The sequence below is a fragment of the Streptococcus mitis SK564 genome (assembly GCF_000148525.1).
GTDB classification, from domain to species: Bacteria; Bacillota; Bacilli; order Lactobacillales; family Streptococcaceae; genus Streptococcus; species Streptococcus mitis_H.
Window position 1 is genome coordinate 58,869 of the sequence record NZ_AEDU01000019.1, and the last position, 20,948, is coordinate 79,816.

General features: G+C 43.7%; 10 protein-coding genes. 9 read left to right on the forward strand and 1 reads right to left on the reverse strand.

The features are described from left to right. Positions 1 to 6 precede the first annotated feature (6 nt). The 6 genes from SMSK564_RS09080 to SMSK564_RS09105 all read left to right on the forward strand — a co-directional run bounded on the left by SMSK564_RS09080 (position 7) and on the right by SMSK564_RS09105 (position 8,602). Entirely contained in the window at positions 7 to 810 is an 804-nt protein-coding gene (locus SMSK564_RS09080) for a phosphatidate cytidylyltransferase (protein WP_000189854.1), read from the forward strand. 21 nt (positions 811 to 831) lie between these two features. Beyond that, complete coding sequence (gene rseP, locus SMSK564_RS09085; RefSeq protein ID WP_000900677.1) at positions 832 to 2,091, forward strand: RIP metalloprotease RseP; 1,260 nt, start codon at positions 832 to 834, stop codon at positions 2,089 to 2,091. Between the two features lie 12 nt (positions 2,092 to 2,103). After that, positions 2,104 to 3,957: a proline--tRNA ligase gene (locus SMSK564_RS09090; RefSeq protein ID WP_000814050.1), complete on the forward strand. Its 1,854-nt coding sequence runs from the start codon at positions 2,104 to 2,106 to the stop codon at positions 3,955 to 3,957. 98 nt (positions 3,958 to 4,055) lie between these two features. Beyond that, positions 4,056 to 5,435, forward strand: a complete 1,380-nt coding sequence (gene bglA / locus SMSK564_RS09095; RefSeq protein WP_000943499.1) for a 6-phospho-beta-glucosidase — start codon at positions 4,056 to 4,058, stop codon at positions 5,433 to 5,435. Between the two features lie 190 nt (positions 5,436 to 5,625). Continuing rightward, a complete protein-coding gene (glmS, locus tag SMSK564_RS09100; RefSeq protein WP_000334280.1) occupies positions 5,626 to 7,434 on the forward strand; it encodes a glutamine--fructose-6-phosphate transaminase (isomerizing) in 1,809 nt (602 codons plus the stop codon). 118 nt (positions 7,435 to 7,552) lie between these two features. After that, positions 7,553 to 8,602, forward strand: coding sequence for an LLM class flavin-dependent oxidoreductase (locus SMSK564_RS09105; protein ID WP_000229798.1), 1,050 nt, complete (start codon positions 7,553 to 7,555; stop codon positions 8,600 to 8,602). Between the two features lie 99 nt (positions 8,603 to 8,701). On the opposite strand, the gene spuA is transcribed toward SMSK564_RS09105, so the two are convergent. Next, the gene (gene spuA, locus SMSK564_RS09110; protein WP_001232751.1) at positions 8,702 to 12,574 is read right to left on the reverse strand and encodes an LPXTG-anchored pullulanase SpuA; all 3,873 of its coding nucleotides are present in this window, start codon (positions 12,572 to 12,574) and stop codon (positions 8,702 to 8,704) included. Between the two features lie 447 nt (positions 12,575 to 13,021). Here spuA and rpoB point away from each other — a divergent pair, with 447 nt between their 5' ends. The 3 genes from rpoB (at position 13,022) to ndk (ending at position 20,865) form a co-directional block, all read left to right on the forward strand. Next, positions 13,022 to 16,633, forward strand: a complete 3,612-nt coding sequence (gene rpoB, locus SMSK564_RS09115) for a DNA-directed RNA polymerase subunit beta (protein WP_000907167.1) — start codon at positions 13,022 to 13,024, stop codon at positions 16,631 to 16,633. A 32-nt stretch (positions 16,634 to 16,665) separates the two neighbouring features. Beyond that, complete coding sequence (rpoC, locus tag SMSK564_RS09120) at positions 16,666 to 20,343, forward strand: DNA-directed RNA polymerase subunit beta' (RefSeq protein ID WP_000228740.1); 3,678 nt, start codon at positions 16,666 to 16,668, stop codon at positions 20,341 to 20,343. A 108-nt stretch (positions 20,344 to 20,451) separates the two neighbouring features. Continuing rightward, positions 20,452 to 20,865, forward strand: a complete 414-nt coding sequence (gene ndk, locus SMSK564_RS09125) for a nucleoside-diphosphate kinase (protein WP_000438295.1) — start codon at positions 20,452 to 20,454, stop codon at positions 20,863 to 20,865. Positions 20,866 to 20,948 lie beyond the last annotated feature (83 nt).

Below are 20,948 nucleotides of genomic sequence, written 5' to 3' on the forward strand. Positions count from 1 at the left end.
GGAAATATGACACAGGATTTACAGAAAAGAACCTTGTTTGCAGGGATTGCCCTGGCTATTTTCCTACCAATTTTAATGATTGGGGGACTCTTGCTTCAGATAGCAATTGGAATCATAGCCATGCTAGCCATGCATGAACTTTTGAAGATGAGAGGTCTAGAGACCATGACGATGGAGGGCCTCTTGACCCTCTTTGCAACCTTTGCTTTGACCATTCCCTTGGAGAATTATCTGACTTTTTTACCAGTTGATGGGAATGTGGTTGCCTATAGTGTTTTGATTTCAATCATGTTGGGAACGACCGTTTTTAGCAAGTCCTATACGATTGAGGATGCTGTTTTCCCGCTTGCTATGAGTTTCTATGTAGGCTTTGGATTTAATGCTTTACTAGATGCTCGCGTTGCAGGTTTAGATAAGGCTCTATTGGCCTTGTGTATCGTCTGGGCTACCGACAGTGGTGCCTATCTTGCTGGGATGAACTTTGGGAAACGGAAACTGGCTCCAACGGTTTCTCCAAATAAAACCTTTGAGGGTGCCTTGGGTGGTATTTTAGGTGCTATTTTAGTAACCATCATCTTTATGATAGTTGACAGTACAGTTGCTCTTCCGTATGGAATTTACAAGATGTCGGTCTTTGCTATTTTCTTTAGCATTGCTGGACAATTTGGTGACTTACTAGAAAGTTCGATTAAGCGTCACTTTGGTGTTAAGGATTCTGGGAAATTTATCCCTGGACATGGTGGTGTTTTGGATCGTTTCGATAGTATGTTGCTTGTATTTCCAATCATGCACTTGTTTGGACTCTTTTAATCAAAAGACGGAGGAAATACTATGCTCGGAATTTTAACCTTTATTCTGGTTTTTGGGATTATTGTAGTGGTGCACGAGTTCGGACACTTCTACTTTGCCAAGAAATCAGGGATTCTAGTGCGTGAATTTGCCATTGGCATGGGACCCAAGATCTTTGCTCATATTGGCAAGGATGGAACGGCCTATACCATTCGCATCTTGCCTCTGGGTGGCTATGTTCGCATGGCTGGTTGGGGTGATGATACAACTGAAATCAAGACAGGAACTCCTGTCAGTTTGACGCTTACTGATGATGGTAAGGTTAAACGCATCAATCTTTCAGGTAAAAAATTGGATCAAACAGCTCTTCCTATGCAGGTGACCCAGTTTGACTTTGAAGACAAGCTCTTTATCAAAGGATTGGTTCTGGAAGAAGAAAAAACATTTGCAGTGGATCACGATGCAACGGTTGTGGAAGCAGATGGAACTGAGGTTCGAATTGCTCCTTTGGATGTGCAATATCAAAATGCAACTATCTGGGGCAAACTGATTACCAACTTTGCAGGACCTATGAATAACTTTATCTTAGGTGTTGTTGTTTTCTGGATTTTAATCTTCATGCAGGGTGGTGTCAGAGATGTTGAGACAAACCAGTTCCATGTCATGCCCCAAGGGGCTTTGGCTAAGGTAGGAGTGCCAGAAACGGCTCAGATTACCAAGATTGGCTCACATGAGATTAGCAACTGGGAAAGCTTGATCCAAGCTGTTGAAACAGAAACCAAAGATAAGACGGCACCGACCTTGGATGTGACTATTTCCGAAAAGGGTAGTGACAAACAAGTAACTGTTACTCCTGAAGAAAATCAAGGTCCTTACCTTCTAGGTGTTCAACCGGGAATTAAGTCGGACTTTCTATCCATGTTTGTAGGTGGATTTACAACTGCAGCTGACTCAGCTCTCCGAATTCTATCAGCTCTGAAAAATCTGATTTTCCAACCGGATTTGAACAAGCTAGGTGGACCTGTTGCCATCTTTAAGGCAAGTAGTGATGCTGCTAAAAATGGAATTGAGAATGTCTTGTACTTCTTAGCAGTGATTTCCATCAATATCGGGATTTTTAACCTTATTCCGATTCCAGCTCTGGATGGTGGTAAGATTGTGCTCAATATCCTAGAAGCCATCCGCCGCAAACCATTGAAACAAGAAATTGAAACCTATGTCACCTTGGCCGGAGTGGTCATCATGGTTGTCTTGATGATTGCTGTGACCTGGAATGACATCATGCGACTCTTTTTTAGATAATCGAGGAATATTATGAAACAAAGTAAAATGCCTATCCCAACGCTTCGCGAAATGCCAAGCGATGCTCAAGTTATCAGCCATGCTCTTATGTTGCGAGCTGGTTATGTTCGTCAAGTATCTGCAGGTGTTTATTCTTACCTACCACTTGCCAACCGTGTGATTGAAAAAGCCAAAAACATCATGCGCCAAGAATTTGATAAGATTGGTGCCGTTGAGATGTTGGCTCCTGCCCTTCTCAGTGCAGAGTTGTGGCGCGAATCAGGTCGTTACGAAACTTATGGTGAAGACCTTTACAAACTAAAAAACCGTGAAAAATCAGACTTCATCTTAGGTCCAACTCACGAAGAAACCTTTACAGCTATTGTTCGTGATTCTGTTAAGTCTTACAAGCAATTGCCACTCAACCTTTACCAAATCCAACCTAAGTATCGTGATGAAAAACGCCCACGTAATGGCCTTCTTCGTACACGTGAGTTCATCATGAAAGATGCTTACAGCTTCCACGCTAACTATGATAGTTTGGACAGTGTTTATGATGAGTACAAGGCTGCTTATGAGCGTATTTTCACTCGTAGTGGCTTAGACTTCAAGGCTATCATCGGTGATGGTGGAGCTATGGGTGGTAAGGACAGCCAAGAATTTATGGCGATCACACCTGCTCGTACAGACCTTGACCGCTGGGTTGTCTTGGACAAGTCAGTTGCCTCATTTGACGAAATCCCTGCAGAAGTGCAAGAAGAAATCAAGGCAGAATTGCTTAAATGGATGGTTTCTGGTGAAGATACCATCGCCTACTCAAGTGAGTCTAGTTATGCGGCTAACTTGGAAATGGCAACAAACGAGTACAAACCAAGCAACCGTGTTGTTGCTGAAGAAGAAGTGACTCGTGTTGCAACGCCAGATGTTAAATCAATTGATGAAGTGGCAGCCTTCCTAAATGTTCCAGAAGAACAAACGATTAAAACCCTCTTCTATATGGCAGATGGTGAGCTTGTTGCAGCCCTTCTAGTTGGAAATGACCAACTCAACGAAGTCAAGTTGAAAAACCATTTGGGAGCAGATTTCTTTGACGTTGCTAACGAAGAAGAAGTGTCAAACGTTGTTCAAGCAGGATTTGGTTCGCTTGGCCCAGTTGGTTTGCCAGAGAATGTTAAAATCATTGCAGACCGTAAGGTGCAAGATGTTCGCAATGCAGTTGTGGGTGCTAACGAAGATGGCTACCACTTGACTGGTGTGAATCCAGGTCGTGACTTTACTGCAGAGTATGTGGATATCCGTGAAGTTCGTGAGGGTGAAATTTCACCAGACGGACAAGGTGTTCTTAACTTTGCGCGTGGTATCGAAATTGGTCACATTTTCAAACTCGGTACTCGTTATTCAGCAAGCATGGGAGCAGATGTCTTGGATGAAAATGGCCGTGCTGTGCCAATCATCATGGGATGTTACGGTATCGGTGTTAGCCGTCTCCTTTCAGCAGTGATGGAGCAACACGCTCGCCTCTTTGTTAACAAAACACCAAAAGGTGAATACCGTTATGCTTGGGGAATCAACTTCCCTAAAGAATTGGCGCCATTTGATGTGCACTTGATTACTGTTAATGTCAAGGACGAAGAAGCGCAAGCCTTGACAGAAAAGCTTGAAGCAAGCTTGATGGGAGCTGGTTATGAAGTCTTGACAGATGACCGTAACGAACGTGTTGGTGTTAAATTCAGCGATAGCGATTTGATTGGGTTGCCAATCCGCATCACTGTTGGGAAGAAAGCGGCCGATGGCATCGTAGAAGTGAAGATTAAAGCGACTGGTGATACCATCGAGGTTCATGCAGATAACTTGCTTGAAACGCTTGAAATTCTCAGCAAGAAATAAAAACTATAATCAGAAGAAAAACAAGGAAAAAATGTAACTAGTTTTTACCTTGTTTTTTCTGTATAATGGGAAAAATGAGTAGATAAAGAGGTAAATATATGCTAAGATTTCCAAAGGATTTTGTCTGGGGATCCTCTACTTCTGGGCCACAGACAGAAGGACGTATAGCTGGTGACGGTAAGGGAGATAATCTCTGGGATTATTGGTACCAAGTGGAGCCAAATCGATACTATAATGGGATTGGTCCAGATAAGACATCGACATTTTATGAAAATTGGGAACAGGATATTGAGCTTTTGTTAGCGACTGGTCACACGGCTTTTCGGACTTCTATTCAGTGGTCACGGATTTTTCCACAAGGCTGTGGGAAAGTCAACCCTCAAGGTGTGGATTTTTATCGTAAGGTTTTTGAGGCTATTAAGGTTAAGGGGATTCGTCTGTTGGTTAATCTCTACCATTTTGATTTGCCTTTTGCTCTTCAAGAAGCTGGTGATGGTTGGGAAAATAAGGCGACGGTCTCAGCCTATGAAGACTATGCTCGTTTCTGTTTTGAGATTTATGGAGATTTAGTGGATCAATGGATTACCTTTAACGAGCCCATCGTTCCTGTAGAATTTGGCTATTTTTACGATGCCCATTATCCACATAAGGTGGATGCAGAGGCAGCAGTTAAAGTAGCCTATCATACACAATTGGCTAGCAGTCGGGCGGTCAAGGCCTGCCATGAACTCTTGCCTGATTCCAAGATTGGGATTGTTCTCAACTTGACACTGGCTTATCCACGTAGTCAGCATCCTGCTGATGTCAAAGCAGCTCGCATTGCGGATCTTTTTCAAGCTCAATCTTTTTTAGACCCATCTGTTTTGGGGACTTATCCACAGGAGTTGGTAGAAATCTTGCATGAACACGGTCTCTTGCCTGATGCCACAGAGGAAGAGTTGGAAGTCATTCGTGATAATACGGTAGACTTCCTTGGTGTCAATTACTATCAACCTTTGCGCGTTATGGCACCTCGATTTGCTAAGAATCCAGAGAGTCCTCTTTTGCCAGAACATTTTTACGAGCCTTATGTGATGCCTGGGCGTAAAATCAATCCTCATCGTGGCTGGGAGATTTATGAGCAAGGGATTTATGATATTGCCCAAAATATCAAGGAAAATTATGGTAATATCGAGTGGATGTTGACAGAGAATGGTATGGGTGTTGAAGGAGAGGAAAAATTCCGTCAAGATGGGATGATTCAAGATGATTATCGTATTGACTTTGTAAAAGGTCATCTTCGTGAACTGCACCGTGCCATTGAAGACGGAGCCAATTGTAAGGGCTACTTAATTTGGACCTTTATCGATTGTTGGTCATGGCTCAATAGCTATAAAAATCGCTACGGTTTGGTCGAGCTAGACTTGGAAACGCAAGAACGTCGTCTGAAAAAATCAGGGCACTGGTTCAAGGAATTAAGCGACAATAATGGATTTTAACAAGGACTCTGACTGATTATCCTAATTGGTCAGAGTCTTTTGCTTACAGGAGCTTAATTTGAACTATACCAATTTTAACTCTTGACAAGTGAAAGAAACAAGTATATACTGTTTTTGCTGATTCTATAAAAGAGGAATTAGACTATACCAATTTAAGGAGAAAGCACAGCTTGCCTGTGTCGTATATACTATGTGTGGAATTGTTGGTGTTGTTGGAAACACAAATGCAACTGATATTTTGATTCAAGGGCTTGAAAAGCTCGAATACCGTGGCTATGATTCTGCGGGGATTTTTGTCTTAGGTGGTGCTGAGAACCATTTGGTGAAGGCTGTTGGTCGTATCGCAGAATTGTCTGCCAAGACAGCTGGTGTTGAGGGAACAACTGGTATTGGACACACTCGTTGGGCTACTCATGGAAAACCAACTGAAGACAATGCTCACCCACATCGATCTGAGACTGAACGTTTTATTTTGGTGCACAATGGGGTGATTGAAAACTACCTTGAAATCAAGGAAGAATACCTTGCAGGTCACCATTTCAAGGGGCAAACAGATACTGAAATCGCCGTTCATTTGATTGGAAAATTTGCGGAAGAAGAAGGCCTCTCAGTTCTTGAAGCCTTCAAAAAAGCTCTTCACATCATCCGTGGTTCTTATGCTTTTGCCTTGGTTGACTCACAAGACTCTGAAGTCATTTACGTGGCTAAGAACAAATCTCCACTTTTGATTGGTCTTGGGGAAGGCTACAACATGGTTTGCTCAGATGCTATGGCTATGATTCGTGAGACCAACCAATACATGGAAATTCATGACCAAGAGTTGGTAATCGTCAAGGCTGATAGTGTGGAAGTTCAAGACTATGATGGCAACAGTCGTGAACGTGCTAGCTATACTGCGGAACTTGACTTGTCTGATATCGGTAAGGGAACTTACCCTTACTATATGCTTAAGGAAATCGATGAGCAACCAACGGTTATGCGTAAACTCATCCAAGCCTACACAGATGAGGCTGGTCAAGTTGTCGTAGACCCAGCTATCATCCAGGCTGTTCAAGACGCAGACCGTATCTACATCCTTGCAGCTGGGACATCTTACCACGCAGGATTTGCTTCTAAGAAAATGTTGGAAGAATTGACAGATACACCAGTTGAACTTGGAATCTCATCTGAGTGGGGCTACGGTATGCCACTTCTCAGCAAGAAACCACTCTTCATCTTTATCAGCCAATCTGGTGAAACAGCGGATAGTCGTCAGGTTTTGGTTAAGGCTAATGAAATGGGAATCCCAAGTTTGACAGTGACAAATGTCCCAGGTTCAACTCTTTCACGTGAAGCTAACCATACCATACTCCTTCACGCAGGACCTGAAATTGCCGTGGCATCAACTAAAGCCTATACAGCGCAAATCGCAGCCCTTGCCTTCTTAGCAAAAGCAGTCGGAGAAGCAAATGGCAATGCTAAAGCGCAAGCCTTTGACCTGGTTCATGAGTTGTCAATCGTAGCTCAGTCTATCGAATCAACTCTTTCAGAGAAAGAAACTATTGAAGCCAAGGTTCGTGAGCTTCTTGAAACAACTCGCAACGCCTTTTATATTGGGCGTGGTCAAGATTACTACGTAGCTATGGAAGCAAGTCTCAAACTTAAAGAGATTTCTTACATCCAGTGTGAAGGCTTTGCGGCAGGAGAACTCAAGCACGGAACTATTGCCTTGATTGAAGAAGGAACGCCTGTTTTGGCCCTCTTGTCAGATCCAGTTCTTGCCAACCACACTCGTGGAAATATCCAAGAGGTGGCAGCCCGTGGTGCCAAGGTTCTCACTATCGCAGAAGAAAATGTTGCCAAAGATACAGACGATATCGTCCTTACGACTGTACACCCTTACCTCTCACCAATCTCAATGGTCGTACCAACACAATTGGTCGCTTACTTTGCAACACTCCACCGTGGTCTTGATGTGGATAAACCACGTAACCTTGCTAAGTCAGTAACGGTAGAATAAGCTAAAAAAGTCTAGTTATCTAGGCTTTTTCTTGTGAGCAAATCGGTTGCTTGTAGTCAAGATTCGTGTTAGAATAATTTTTCAAAATGAAGGACCGAAATAGATAAGGAGAATCACTGTGGTAGAATTGGGAATTTCAACATTTGGGGAAACAACGGAGCTTGAAGGGACTGGACAGACTTACAGTCATGCCGAACGCATTCGTCAGTTGGTAGCAGAGATTGAACTGGCTGACAAGGTTGGTTTGGATGTATATGGGATTGGTGAGCACCATCGAGCGGATTTTGCGGTATCTGCGCCAGAGATTGTCCTGGCAGCTGGGGCAGTCAATACCAAGAAAATCCGTTTGACCAGTGCAGTCAGCATTCTCTCGAGCATGGATCCGATTCGCTTGTTCCAACAGTATGCCACTATCGATGCTTTGTCAAATGGACGTGCGGAGATTATGGCCGGAAGGGGTTCTTTCACGGAATCTTTTCCCTTGTTTGGATATGATTTGAAAGACTACGAAGCCCTTTTTGATGAGAAATTAGACTTGCTCCAGTTAGTTAATGAAAAGACCAAGTTAGACTGGCAAGGTCGCTTGACCCAAACAATCTCTGGCAGAGAAGTTTATCCTCGTCCAGTTCAGGACAAATTGCCCTTGTGGATAGCGACAGGTGGTCATGTCGAATCAACAGTGAAGATTGCTCAGGCAGGCCTACCGATTGTCTATGCCATTATTGGTGGCAATCCTAGTTATTTTAAAAAGTTGATTCAGGCTTATCGTGAGATTGGGAGCGAAGCGGGTCATGCCAGTCATGAACTAAAGGTTGGAGCCCATTCTTGGGGCTGGATTGCTGAAGATGGCGAGCAGACGGTGAAAGATTATTTCCATCCGACCAAGCAAGTGGTGGATGCTATTTCCAAAGACCGTCCGCACTGGCAGGAGTTGACCTATGAGCAATATTTGGAGCAAGTTGGGCCAAATGGTGCTATGTTTGTGGGCAATCCAGATCAGGTGGCCGAAAAATTGATTCGCATGATTGAGGATCTAGGTTTGGACAGCTTCATGCTCCATCTACCGCTTGGTTCTATGCCTCATGACCAGGTTCTGAGAGCTATTGAACTCTTCGGAACACAAGTTGCACCCAAAGTACGGACTTATTTTGCCATGAAAGAGGCTTAATAAAAAATCCTAATCAAGTTTATTAGGACAACAAATATTGTACAAAAATCAATCCCCCGAGCTATAATGCTTGGGGGATTTTTCTATAGGAGGGCTAGTTTAGTTCTCTTTTTTGTTTTTTAGCAAGAAACCGAGACCTAGAAGGGCAAGGAGGCTGATTCCTGCATACAGGAGTTTGTTATCGTTTTTGGTTCCTGTATTTGGAAGTTCAGCTTGTTTAGCTGGAGTTGCAGGTATATTTTCCTTGTTAGAGTTATCTACCGATTCGTTTCGAACAGCTTCACTTACAGATGATGCTTGTACTTCTTGTGCTGGTTGTGAAACTTGTGTAGTTTGTGAATCAGTTGTAGCTTGGCTAGGTTTATTTTCTGCATCAGCTACTGTTGCAGATGGTTTAGTAGAATCAGGTTTAGCTTCTGGAGCTGGATCTTGATGTGCAGGGTGAGAAGCTTCATTTTGATGTTCAGGCTTGGAAGGGGTTGAGTCTGGTTTCTCTTCTGCAGTTGACTCATGGTTAGTTCCATTTTGAGAGACTCGAAGAACAGTAGCTGTAAGGGCGTTTAATTTCAAGCCTTTTTCGGTCCATTCAAGTCCTTTCGGGTTGGCAATTCCGACTGGTCCTGCTTGGTTTTCATCTGCCAAAACTTCAGCATTTCTGAGGTGGGCAAAGGCAGTTCCCAAATTAAATTCGCGAGCTTTTTCGTCCGCATTGACAAAGACTGCGTAGATATCTCCGTTTGGAGCAGTGATTTGGTAGCCAATCACTACGTCCTCTTTTGCCACACCATTTTGACCTGGAACAGTGATGAGGTGGACACGGTCTTTGATATCTTGAAGACTCTTAAGTCGGAAGGCATCTGTAGATTGACGAAGGGCAATCAACCCTTTCATATAGTCACGGCTCTTGACATTTTCAGGATAAGCTTTACCATCTGTAGCCTTAGTCCAGTCAAACTTGTTGACTGCATCGCTAGAATCGTAAGAGTCATGGATGAAGTAAGGATAGTCAAATGGATTGCCGTCCTTATCACGCAACAAGTGAGATTTGTTTGGTTGTTTGTCCTCTGCTACTGGAGTCTTGTAGGCTGGGTCACGGAATTGTTTAGTGCGACCATATTCCTGACCAGAGTGGATAAATGGAGTTCCTTGAGCTGTCAAGACCATGAGGTTTCCAAGTCGCAAACGACGGTGGATTTCAGCATAGTTCTCAGCCTTGCTTGGGTCTTTTTTGATAGACTGGGCAATGATGTCAAAGAGGGTCAAGTTATCATGGGCTGCGATGTATTGGATGACATCTCCAGGGCTGTCTGCTTCAAAGTTGGTTGGTTGAGCAATGAGATTTTTAAAGACAGTGTTGATATCACGCTTGCCACCTGTGATAAAGGCAGGTTGACCTTCGTTTGGATAACCAGACTTGAGGTTGTTGCGGATGTCATCTGAGAAGACAGCGACAGTATCGGTATGTTTCATCCAATCTTGGTCAGCAGCTTTAGTAGGCATGTTTTCATCGCCAGCATAGGTTCTCCAACCTTCACCCAGCATGATTAGGTTTGGATTGAGGGCGCGTGCAGCCTTGTAAGCTTCTTCGATAGAAGCCGCATCGTGGTCTCCCATCATATCGAAACGGAATCCATCCACTTTGTAGGTATCAACTAGATATTTGATAGAGTCAACTAGGAGTCGTTTGGTCATATGGTGGGTTGTCCCCAAGCGTCCACCACCAAAGCTAGTTCGAGGTGTTCCATCAGCATCCATAAAGTGGTAGTAGTTTGGCTCTAAATCTTCAAAGATATCGACTTTGGCTGTATGGTTGTAAACTACGTCCAGGATAGCTCCCATGCCACGTTTGTGGATCTCATTGATGAGGTTTTTAAACTCTGCGATTCGTTTTTCTGGATTTTTAGGATCGCTTGAATACATACCAGTCAATGAGAAGTAGTTTTGAGGATCATATCCCCAGTTGTAGTTGCTGTTGCTTGAAGCATAGTCAGACAAGCGTTCATGGTTTTTCAATTCATTGACAAAGTAGTAAGACAAGACTGGAAGGAGCTGGATGTGGGTTACCCCCAAGTCTTTGAGATAGTCTAGTTTTTCAATAAAGGCTTCAAAGGTACCAAATGGTTTGGTCAAGTCTTTTGCAATGGCAGGATCTGAAGTGAAGTCACGCACATGAGCTTCGTAGATAACGGCATCTTCACGAGTCTTGAAGTTGTGAATCTTACCATAAGTCAAGTCTTGAGGTCCTAGTTTAGCTGGATCTACAAAGGCAGCTTTAGCCACTTTATGGGAAGCGTCTGTTTTTGCAAGATCGCTGTTCCAAGCAGCGAGGGACTTAGCGTAAGGATCGAGTGCAAGAACAGTTTTACCTTGACGCTCAATTTGGTATTGATAATAGTATCCAGTGAAATCCGTGATTCCTAATTTGTTTGTGCTATCTAGAGTTTGTTTCCAAGTTCCTCTTTCCCCTTTTTCAAGAGCGACAGTTCCAACCACTTTTTCAGGGTCATTCTTGTCGTAGACAACAACAGAAACCTTATCAGCACTTGGTGACCAGAGAGTTAAATCAACCTGTTTTCCTTCTTCTTTGAGCTCAGCACCAAGTTTACCATCATAGCTGTAAGTCTCATCTTTAAGACGCCAGCTTGTTTTGGTAGTGAATTTGTCAGAGTTGTAGCTAACGGTATAAGGATGTTTTGTGTCAGAGAAATCTCCGCTGTAGGTCACTTTCTTACCAGCTTCATCGATTGCAACATCGGTGATAGTTACTTTGTTTCCTAGGTGATTAGTGATGTTGGAGTGTTTGAGGATATCCTCTTTTTTAGCACCGACTAGTGTTGAAAAACTACTTTCAATGCTAGAAGTTCCTACGTGCTGAGCCCCTGTCATACGAATATCATGGACATAGTATGGATTTGTGTAAATCGATTCGTCATCGTCTTTTAGGAAAATTTGGCTATGATTTTTCAAATCTGTGAACTTATAATCTTCTTTACGGATTTTCACATCGTCTCTTTGTTTGTTTCTGTCTAGTAATAAAAATCCAAGGTCTTTAGCTGCATCTTTGAGTGGAATATCGATATAGCGACCATATTTGCCTGTAGCCGTAAAGTCTGTTCCGTTAGGCCATTCACCACTACTTGGCTCTTTCACATCTCCCCAGTACCAGAGAGATTTCTTGTCATAGTTGCCATCTGTGCGGTAATAGTTGACGCGAACAGTTCCTGCAGGTTGTGGCTCGTAAGAGAAAACCTTGTAATCTTGGTCCAACCAAGCCTCGTTCATTTTTGGAACTAGTTTTTCGACCGATTTATCGCCGGTTAGATTTTTTCCAGCTGTATTATTGATGAGGAAGCTAATTTTCTTGGCTTGTTCTCCCTTTAATTTGACATCTAGGTAGTAGCCATAGTCATCTTTTTTGGCATCTTTGAAGGACAAGGCTCCGTTAGGCCAGTTTTCAGATGGTTTTTCAACATCGTCCCAAGTCCATAGTCCTTGACTATCCTTGTTTTCTTCAGGAAGTTTTTTGACGTGGATACGGAAGTAATTGTCTTCGATTGGCTCTTCTGCCTTAGTTTCAGTCGTTGCTGGACTAGTAGAAGTAGTTGGCTCACTTGAACGATCTTGTCCAGTTTGTGGTGCTGGATCAGTTGAGCTTGCAGCAGGACTAAGTGGCTCTGTTGCGGGTTTTTCTTCTGTTTTCTCTAGGGAAGCGTTTGCATTTCTGGGTGAAGAAAAATCGCTTTCGTTCTTGCCAGCGATGTTTGTTGCATCAGTAAGAGGTTGGGCAAGGGCAGTAGTAGTTTCACTATTACTTGCGTTAGTGGTTGGTGTACTTTCGTTGGCTGAGATAGTTGGCGTAGCCATAGCAAGTAGGACAAGGCTTGCGCCGATAAGGACAGAACCAGTTCCATTTTTGAGGGAACGGATGCTGTAGACCATTTTTTTCTCAGTTTGAGCTGGTGTTTTTCTCATGATGATTCTCCAATCAATAAATTTCTATATCAGTATAGCATGTAGTAAAACAATATGCAAGCGTTTTCTCGAAATTAAAATAAAAGAAAAATCGCAACAGGTTTTGCTACGATTTAGCTAGTATTTCTCATAGGAAAAGATTTTGTCAAAAAATCGTCAATCCCCTTGAAAAATCTAGCTAAATAGGATATAATGTAAATAATCATTTGTCGTAGGTTTTGTCTGAAATATTGTCCAGATAAGACTCACAGCAGTTAAATCTTCTGAAAAAGTCAGATTTAGCTGCTCTTTTTGTGCTTTTTTTCAGGATTTTGACCATTTGTAACAAAGACTTAAAGATTCTGAAAATTCACCAAGAGGACACGGTGATAGGGGTTTTATAACCATATGACGATTAGAAAAGCCTGATTGACAAGGCTTGGAACTTATTTACAAAGGAGAATCATCTTGGCAGGACATGACGTTCAATACGGGAAACATCGTACCCGTCGTAGTTTTTCAAGAATTAAAGAAGTTCTTGACTTACCAAATTTGATTGAAATTCAAACTGACTCATTCAAAGATTTCCTAGACCATGGTCTTAAGGAAGTGTTTGAAGATGTATTGCCAATTTCAAACTTCACAGACACAATGGAGTTGGAATTTGTTGGATATGAAATCAAGGAACCAAAATACACGCTAGAAGAGGCTCGTATCCACGATGCTAGCTACTCAGCACCAATTTTTGTAACCTTCCGTTTGATCAATAAAGAAACAGGCGAAATTAAAACCCAAGAAGTTTTCTTTGGTGATTTCCCAATCATGACAGAAATGGGTACCTTCATCATCAATGGTGGTGAACGTATCATCGTATCTCAGTTGGTCCGCTCACCAGGTGTTTACTTTAATGATAAAGTAGACAAAAACGGTAAAGTGGGCTACGGTTCAACTGTTATCCCTAACCGTGGAGCTTGGTTGGAACTTGAAAGCGACTCAAAAGATATCGCCTACACTCGTATCGACCGTACTCGTAAGATTCCATTTACGACCTTGGTTCGTGCGCTTGGTTTCTCAGGTGATGATGAAATCTTTGATATCTTTGGTGATAGCGAATTGGTTCGCAACACTGTTGAAAAAGATATCCACAAGAACCCAATGGACTCTCGTACCGACGAAGCCTTGAAAGAAATTTACGAACGCCTTCGTCCAGGTGAGCCTAAGACTGCTGAAAGCTCACGTAGCTTGCTTGTAGCTCGTTTCTTTGACCCACGTCGCTATGACTTGGCAGCAGTTGGTCGTTACAAGATCAATAAAAAACTCAATGTTAAAACACGCTTGCTCAACCAAACCATTGCAGAGCCATTGGTAGACCCTGAAACAGGAGAAATCTTGGTAGAAGCTGGAACAATCATGACTCGTAGCGTGATTGAAAGTATTGAAAGCTATTTGGATGGCGACTTGAACAAGATTGTTTACATTCCAAATGATGCAGCCGTTGTGACTGAGCCAGTTGTTCTTCAAAAATTCAAGGTTGTTGCACCAACTGACCCAGACCGTGTCGTAACAATTATTGGTAATGCTAATCCAGATGACAAGGTTCGTATCGTCACTCCTGCAGATATCCTTGCTGAGATGAGCTACTTCCTCAACTTGGCTGAAGGACTTGGCCGTGTTGATGATATCGACCACCTTGGGAACCGTCGTATCCGTGCGGTTGGTGAATTGCTTGCCAACCAAGTACGCCTTGGACTTTCTCGTATGGAACGTAATGTCCGTGAACGTATGTCTGTTCAAGATAACGAAGTCTTGACACCACAACAAATTATCAATATCCGTCCTGTAACAGCTGCGGTTAAAGAATTCTTTGGTTCATCACAGTTGTCACAGTTCATGGACCAACACAACCCGCTTTCTGAGTTGTCTCACAAACGCCGTTTGTCAGCCTTAGGACCTGGTGGTTTGACACGTGACCGTGCTGGATATGAAGTCCGTGACGTGCACTACACTCACTACGGCCGTATGTGTCCAATCGAGACACCTGAAGGACCTAACATCGGTTTGATTAATAACTTGTCATCTTACGGACACTTGAATAAGTATGGTTTTGTTCAAACACCATACCGTAAGGTTGACCGTGAAACAGGTGTTGTTACGAACGAAATCGTTTGGTTGACAGCCGATGAAGAAGATGAATTTACTGTAGCACAGGCCAACTCTCGTCTTAATGAAGATGGAACCTTTGCTGAAAAAGTTGTCATGGGACGTCACCAAGGGGTCAACCAAGAGTATCCAGCTAATGTTGTTGACTACATGGACGTATCACCAAAACAGGTAGTTGCCGTTGCGACAGCATGTATTCCTTTCTTGGAAAACGATGACTCCAACCGTGCCCTCATGGGAGCCAACATGCAACGTCAGGCTGTGCCATTGATCAATCCTCAGGCACCTTACGTTGGTACTGGTATGGAATACCAAGCAGCCCACGATTCAGGAGCTGCTGTGATTGCTCAGTATGACGGTAAAGTTACCTATGCAGATGCTGACAAGGTAGAAGTTCGTCGTGAAGATGGTTCATTGGACGTTTACCACATCCAAAAATTCCGTCGTTCAAACTCAGGTACTGCTTACAACCAACGCACTCTCGTAAAAGTTGGCGATGTCGTTGAAAAAGGCGATTTCATCGCTGACGGACCTTCTATGGAAAATGGAGAAATGGCGCTTGGACAAAACCCAATCGTTGCCTACATGACTTGGGAAGGTTACAACTTCGAGGATGCTGTTATCATGAGCGAACGCTTGGTTAAAGACGATGTCTACACATCTGTTCACCTTGAAGAATACGAATCAGAAACACGCGATACAAAGCTTGGGCCTGAAGAAATCACTCGCGAAATTCCAAACGTTGGTGAAGATGCCCTTAAAGACCTTGACGAAATGGGTATTATCCGTATCGGTGCTGAGGTTAAAGAAGGTGATATCCTTGTAGGTAAAGTAACACCTAAGGGTGAGAAAGACCTTTCAGCTGAAGAACGTCTCTTGCACGCTATCTTCGGAGATAAATCTCGTGAAGTGCGTGATACTTCTCTTCGTGTACCACACGGTGCCGATGGTGTCGTTCGTGATGTTAAGATCTTTACACGTGCAAATGGAGATGAGTTGCAATCAGGTGTCAACATGCTGGTTCGCGTCTACATCGCTCAAAAACGTAAGATCAAGGTCGGAGATAAGATGGCCGGACGTCACGGAAATAAAGGGGTTGTCTCTCGTATCGTTCCTGTAGAAGACATGCCTTACCTTCCAGATGGAACTCCAGTCGATATCATGTTGAACCCACTTGGGGTGCCATCACGTATGAATATCGGTCAGGTTATGGAGCTTCACCTTGGTATGGCTGCTCGTACTCTTGGTATTCACATCGCAACACCAGTCTTTGACGGAGCAAGTTCTGAAGACCTTTGGTCAACTGTTAAAGAAGCTGGTATGGATAGCGATGCCAAAACGATCCTTTACGATGGCCGTACTGGTGAACCGTTTGATAACCGTGTGTCAGTTGGTGTCATGTACATGATCAAACTCCACCACATGGTTGACGATAAATTGCACGCGCGTTCAGTCGGACCTTACTCAACCGTTACCCAACAACCACTCGGAGGTAAAGCTCAGTTTGGTGGACAACGTTTCGGTGAGATGGAGGTTTGGGCTCTTGAAGCCTACGGTGCATCAAATGTCCTACAAGAAATCTTGACTTACAAGTCTGACGATATCAACGGACGTTTGAAAGCTTATGAAGCCATTACAAAAGGAAAACCAATTCCAAAACCAGGTGTTCCAGAATCCTTCCGAGTTCTTGTCAAAGAATTGCAATCTCTTGGTCTTGACATGCGTGTCCTAGATGAAGATGACCAAGAAGTGGAACTTCGTGACTTGGATGAAGGAATGGACGAAGATGTCATCCACGTAGATGACCTTGAAAAAGCCCGCGAAAAAGCAGCCCAAGAGGCTAAAGCAGCCTTTGAAGCTGAAGAAGCTGAGAAAGCAACAAAAGCGGAAGCAACAGAAGAAGCTGCTGAAGAAGAATAAGCAGTTCACTTAGAATAGAAAGGGAAGAAATAGTGGTTGATGTAAATCGTTTTAAAAGTATGCAAATCACCCTAGCTTCTCCAAGTAAAGTCCGTTCATGGTCTTATGGAGAAGTCAAAAAACCTGAAACAATCAATTACCGTACCTTGAAACCAGAACGTGAAGGACTCTTTGATGAAGTTATCTTTGGTCCTACAAAAGACTGGGAATGTGCTTGTGGTAAGTACAAACGCATTCGTTACAGAGGAATTGTTTGTGACCGTTGTGGGGTTGAAGTAACGCGTACAAAAGTTCGTCGTGAGCGTATGGGGCACATCGAGTTGAAAGCTCCTGTATCTCATATTTGGTACTTCAAGGGGATTCCAAGCCGTATGGGCTTGACCCTTGATATGAGCCCTCGTGCCCTCGAGGAAGTTATCTACTTTGCGGCTTATGTGGTGATTGATCCTAAGGATACACCACTTGAGCACAAGTCTATCATGACAGAGCGCGAATACCGTGAGCGCTTGCGTGAATATGGTTATGGATCATTCGTTGCCAAGATGGGTGCCGAAGCCATCCAAGACCTCTTGAAACAAGTAGATCTTGAAAAAGAAATTGCTGAACTCAAAGAAGAGTTGAAAACAGCTACTGGACAAAAACGTGTCAAAGCAATCCGTCGTTTGGATGTTTTGGATGCCTTTTATAAGTCTGGAAACAAACCTGAATGGATGATTCTTAACATCCTTCCGGTTATTCCACCAGATCTTCGTCCAATGTTGCAGTTGGATGGTGGCCGTTTTGCCTCATCTGACTTGAACGACCTTTACCGCCGTGTTATCAACCGTAACAACCGTTTGGCTCGTTTGCTTGAGTTGAATGCACCAGGTATCATCGTTCAAAATGAGAAGCGTATGCTTCAAGAAGCGGTTGACGCTTTGATTGACAATGGTCGTCGTGGTCGTCCAATCACAGGACCAGGTAGCCGTCCTCTTAAATCATTGAGCCACATGCTTAAAGGTAAACAAGGACGCTTCCGTCAAAACTTGCTCGGTAAACGTGTTGACTTCTCAGGACGTTCCGTTATCGCCGTTGGTCCAACTCTTAAGATGTACCAATGTGGTGTGCCACGTGAAATGGCGATCGAACTCTTTAAACCATTCGTGATGCGTGAAATCGTTGCCCGTGATATCGTGCAAAACGTCAAAGCGGCTAAACGCTTGGTGGAACGCGGAGATGAGCGTATCTGGGATATCCTTGAAGAAGTGATCAAAGAACACCCAGTGCTTTTGAACCGCGCACCGACCCTTCACCGTTTGGGTATCCAAGCCTTCGAGCCAGTCTTGATTGATGGTAAGGCCCTTCGCTTGCACCCACTTGTCTGTGAAGCCTACAATGCCGACTTTGACGGGGACCAAATGGCCATCCACGTACCGCTTTCAGAAGAAGCCCAAGCAGAAGCTCGTATCTTGATGCTCGCTGCTGAGCACATCTTGAACCCGAAAGATGGTAAACCAGTTGTTACTCCATCTCAGGACATGGTTTTGGGTAACTACTACTTGACCATGGAAGAAGCCGGTCGTGAAGGTGAAGGAATGGTCTTCAAGGACCGTGACGAAGCGGTTATGGCTTACCGTAATGGTTATGTTCACCTCCATTCACGTGTTGGTATTGCAACAGATAGCCTCAACAAACCATGGACAGAAGAGCAAAAACATAAGGTCTTGCTTACAACAGTTGGTAAAATTCTCTTCAATGACATCATGCCAGAGGGTCTACCATACTTGCAAGAACCAAACAATGCCAACTTGACAGAAGGCGTTCCAGCTAAATACTTCTTGCCGCTTGGTGGAGATATCAAGGAAGCAATCAGTAAACTTGAACTTAACCCTCCATTCAAGAAGAAAAATCTTGGAAATATCATCGCTGAAATCTTCAAACGTTTCCGTACGACAGAAACTTCTGCCCTACTTGACCGTATGAAGAACCTCGGTTACCACCACTCAACTCTTGCAGGATTGACAGTGGGTATTGCCGATATCCCAGTCGTTGATGACAAGGCTGAAATCATTGAAGAATCACACAAACGTGTAGAACAAATCACCAAACAATTCCGTCGTGGTATGATTACAGACGACGAGCGTTACAATGCTGTTACAGCTGAATGGCGTGCTGCCCGTGAAAAATTGGAGAAACGTTTGATTGCCAACCAAGATCCTAAGAACCCAATCGTTATGATGATGGACTCTGGAGCCCGTGGTAACATCTCAAACTTCTCACAGCTTGCCGGTATGCGTGGTCTGATGGCGGCTCCGAACGGACGTATCATGGAATTGCCAATCCTTTCAAACTTCCGTGAAGGTTTGTCAGTACTCGAAATGTTCTTCTCAACTCACGGTGCCCGTAAAGGTATGACCGATACGGCCCTTAAGACAGCCGACTCAGGTTACTTGACTCGTCGTTTGGTTGACGTTGCCCAAGACGTTATCATCCGTGAGGATGACTGTGGAACAGACCGTGGTCTCCTGATCCGTTCTATCGCAGAAGGAAAAGAGATGATCGAGTCTCTCGAAGAGCGTCTCAATGGTCGTTACACTAAGAAAACTGTTAAACATCCTGAAACTGGTGCAGTAATCATTGGTCCAAATGAGTTGATTACAGAAGACAAGGCGCGTGAAATTGTCAATGCTGGTGTGGAAGAAGTGACTATCCGTTCCGTATTTACATGTAACACTCGTCACGGTGTCTGCCGTCACTGTTATGGTATCAACTTGGCGACTGGTGATGCGGTTGAAGTTGGTGAAGCAGTCGGTACAATCGCTGCCCAATCTATCGGGGAACCTGGTACACAGCTTACAATGCGTACCTTCCACACGGGTGGGGTTGCCTCAAATACCGATATCACTCAGGGTCTTCCTCGTGTCCAAGAAATCTTTGAAGCCCGCAATCCTAAAGGGGAAGCGGTTATTACAGAGGTTAAAGGACAAGTTACCGCTATCGAAGAAGATGCATCAACTCGTACCAAGAAAGTCTTTGTTAAGGGTGAAACTGGCGAAGGTGAGTACGTCGTTCCATTTACAGCTCGTATGCGTGTTGAAGTTGGAGACCAAGTAGCGCGTGGTGCTGCTCTGACAGAAGGTTCTATCCAACCAAAACGTCTCCTTGCAGTTCGTGATGTCTTGTCAGTTGAAACTTATCTTCTCGGTGAAGTACAAAAAGTTTACCGTAGCCAAGGGGTAGAAATCGGTGACAAACACATCGAGGTAATGGTTCGTCAAATGATCCGTAAAGTCCGTGTCATGGATCCAGGAGATACAGACCTTCTCATGGGTACCCTCATGGATATCAATGACTTTACAGATGCCAACAAAGATGTCCTTATCGCAGGTGGAGTTCCAGCGACAGGTCGCCCAGTTCTTATGGGAATTACCAAAGCCTCACTTGAAACAAACAGTTTCTTGTCAGCGGCTTCCTTCCAGGAAACAACTCGTGTCCTTACTGATGCGGCTATCCGTGGTAAGAAAGACCATCTCCTTGGACTTAAAGAAAATGTTATCATCGGTAAGATCATCCCAGCAGGTACTGGTATGGCTCGTTACCGTAACCTTGAACCACATGCTATCAACGAAGAAGAATACCTTAATCCTCCAGTAGAGGAAGAAGGGAATGAAGAAACAACAGAAGTAGTTGTGGATACTGCCGTTGAAACTGTGGAAGAAACAGTAGAATAAAAGAGAATGAGAGAGCCTTCGGGTTCTCTTTCTCTTTTCTGAAAACTTTCTCCATTTTTCCATGAAATGTGGTAAAATAAAAGAAAGAAGCTGACAAAGGAGACGGGGATGGAACAAACATTTTTTATCATTAAACCAGACGGTGTAAAAAGAGGGCTAGTGGGTGAAGTGTTGAAACGCATCGAACAACGTGGCTTTACAATCGAAAAATTGGAGTTGCGTTCACAGGTTTCAGAAGAGTTGATTGACCAGCACTATCAGGACTTGGTTGGTCAGAGTTTTTACCCACCGATTCGTGAATTTATGACTTCGGGACCAATCCTTGTAGGTATCATTTCTGGTCCCAAAGTAATCGCAACTTGGCGAACTATGATGGGGGCAACTCGTCCAGAAGAAGCTTTACCAGGAACAATTCGGGGTGATTTTGCAAAAGCTGCTGGAGAAAACCAAGTTATTCAAAATGTTGTACATGGTTCAGATTCAGAAGAGTCAGCTAAGCGAGAAATTGCTCTTTGGTTTTAAGAGTGGATTGGCTCAATCAATTGGTTAAAAGCTCATTTGAATAGAAAGTATAGTCACATAAAAAAGAAAGGACTAACTTCGTC

Coding starts and splice junctions, on each gene's coding strand:
- SMSK564_RS09080 (WP_000189854.1), top strand. CDS start 7: ATGACACAGGATTTACAGAAAAGAACCTTGTTTGCAGGGATTGCCCTG.
- rseP (WP_000900677.1), top strand. CDS start 832: ATGCTCGGAATTTTAACCTTTATTCTGGTTTTTGGGATTATTGTAGTG.
- SMSK564_RS09090 (WP_000814050.1), top strand. CDS start 2,104: ATGAAACAAAGTAAAATGCCTATCCCAACGCTTCGCGAAATGCCAAGC.
- bglA (WP_000943499.1), top strand. CDS start 4,056: ATGCTAAGATTTCCAAAGGATTTTGTCTGGGGATCCTCTACTTCTGGG.
- glmS (WP_000334280.1), top strand. CDS start 5,626: ATGTGTGGAATTGTTGGTGTTGTTGGAAACACAAATGCAACTGATATT.
- spuA (WP_001232751.1), bottom strand. CDS start 12,574: ATGAGAAAAACACCAGCTCAAACTGAGAAAAAAATGGTCTACAGCATC.
- ndk (WP_000438295.1), top strand. CDS start 20,452: ATGGAACAAACATTTTTTATCATTAAACCAGACGGTGTAAAAAGAGGG.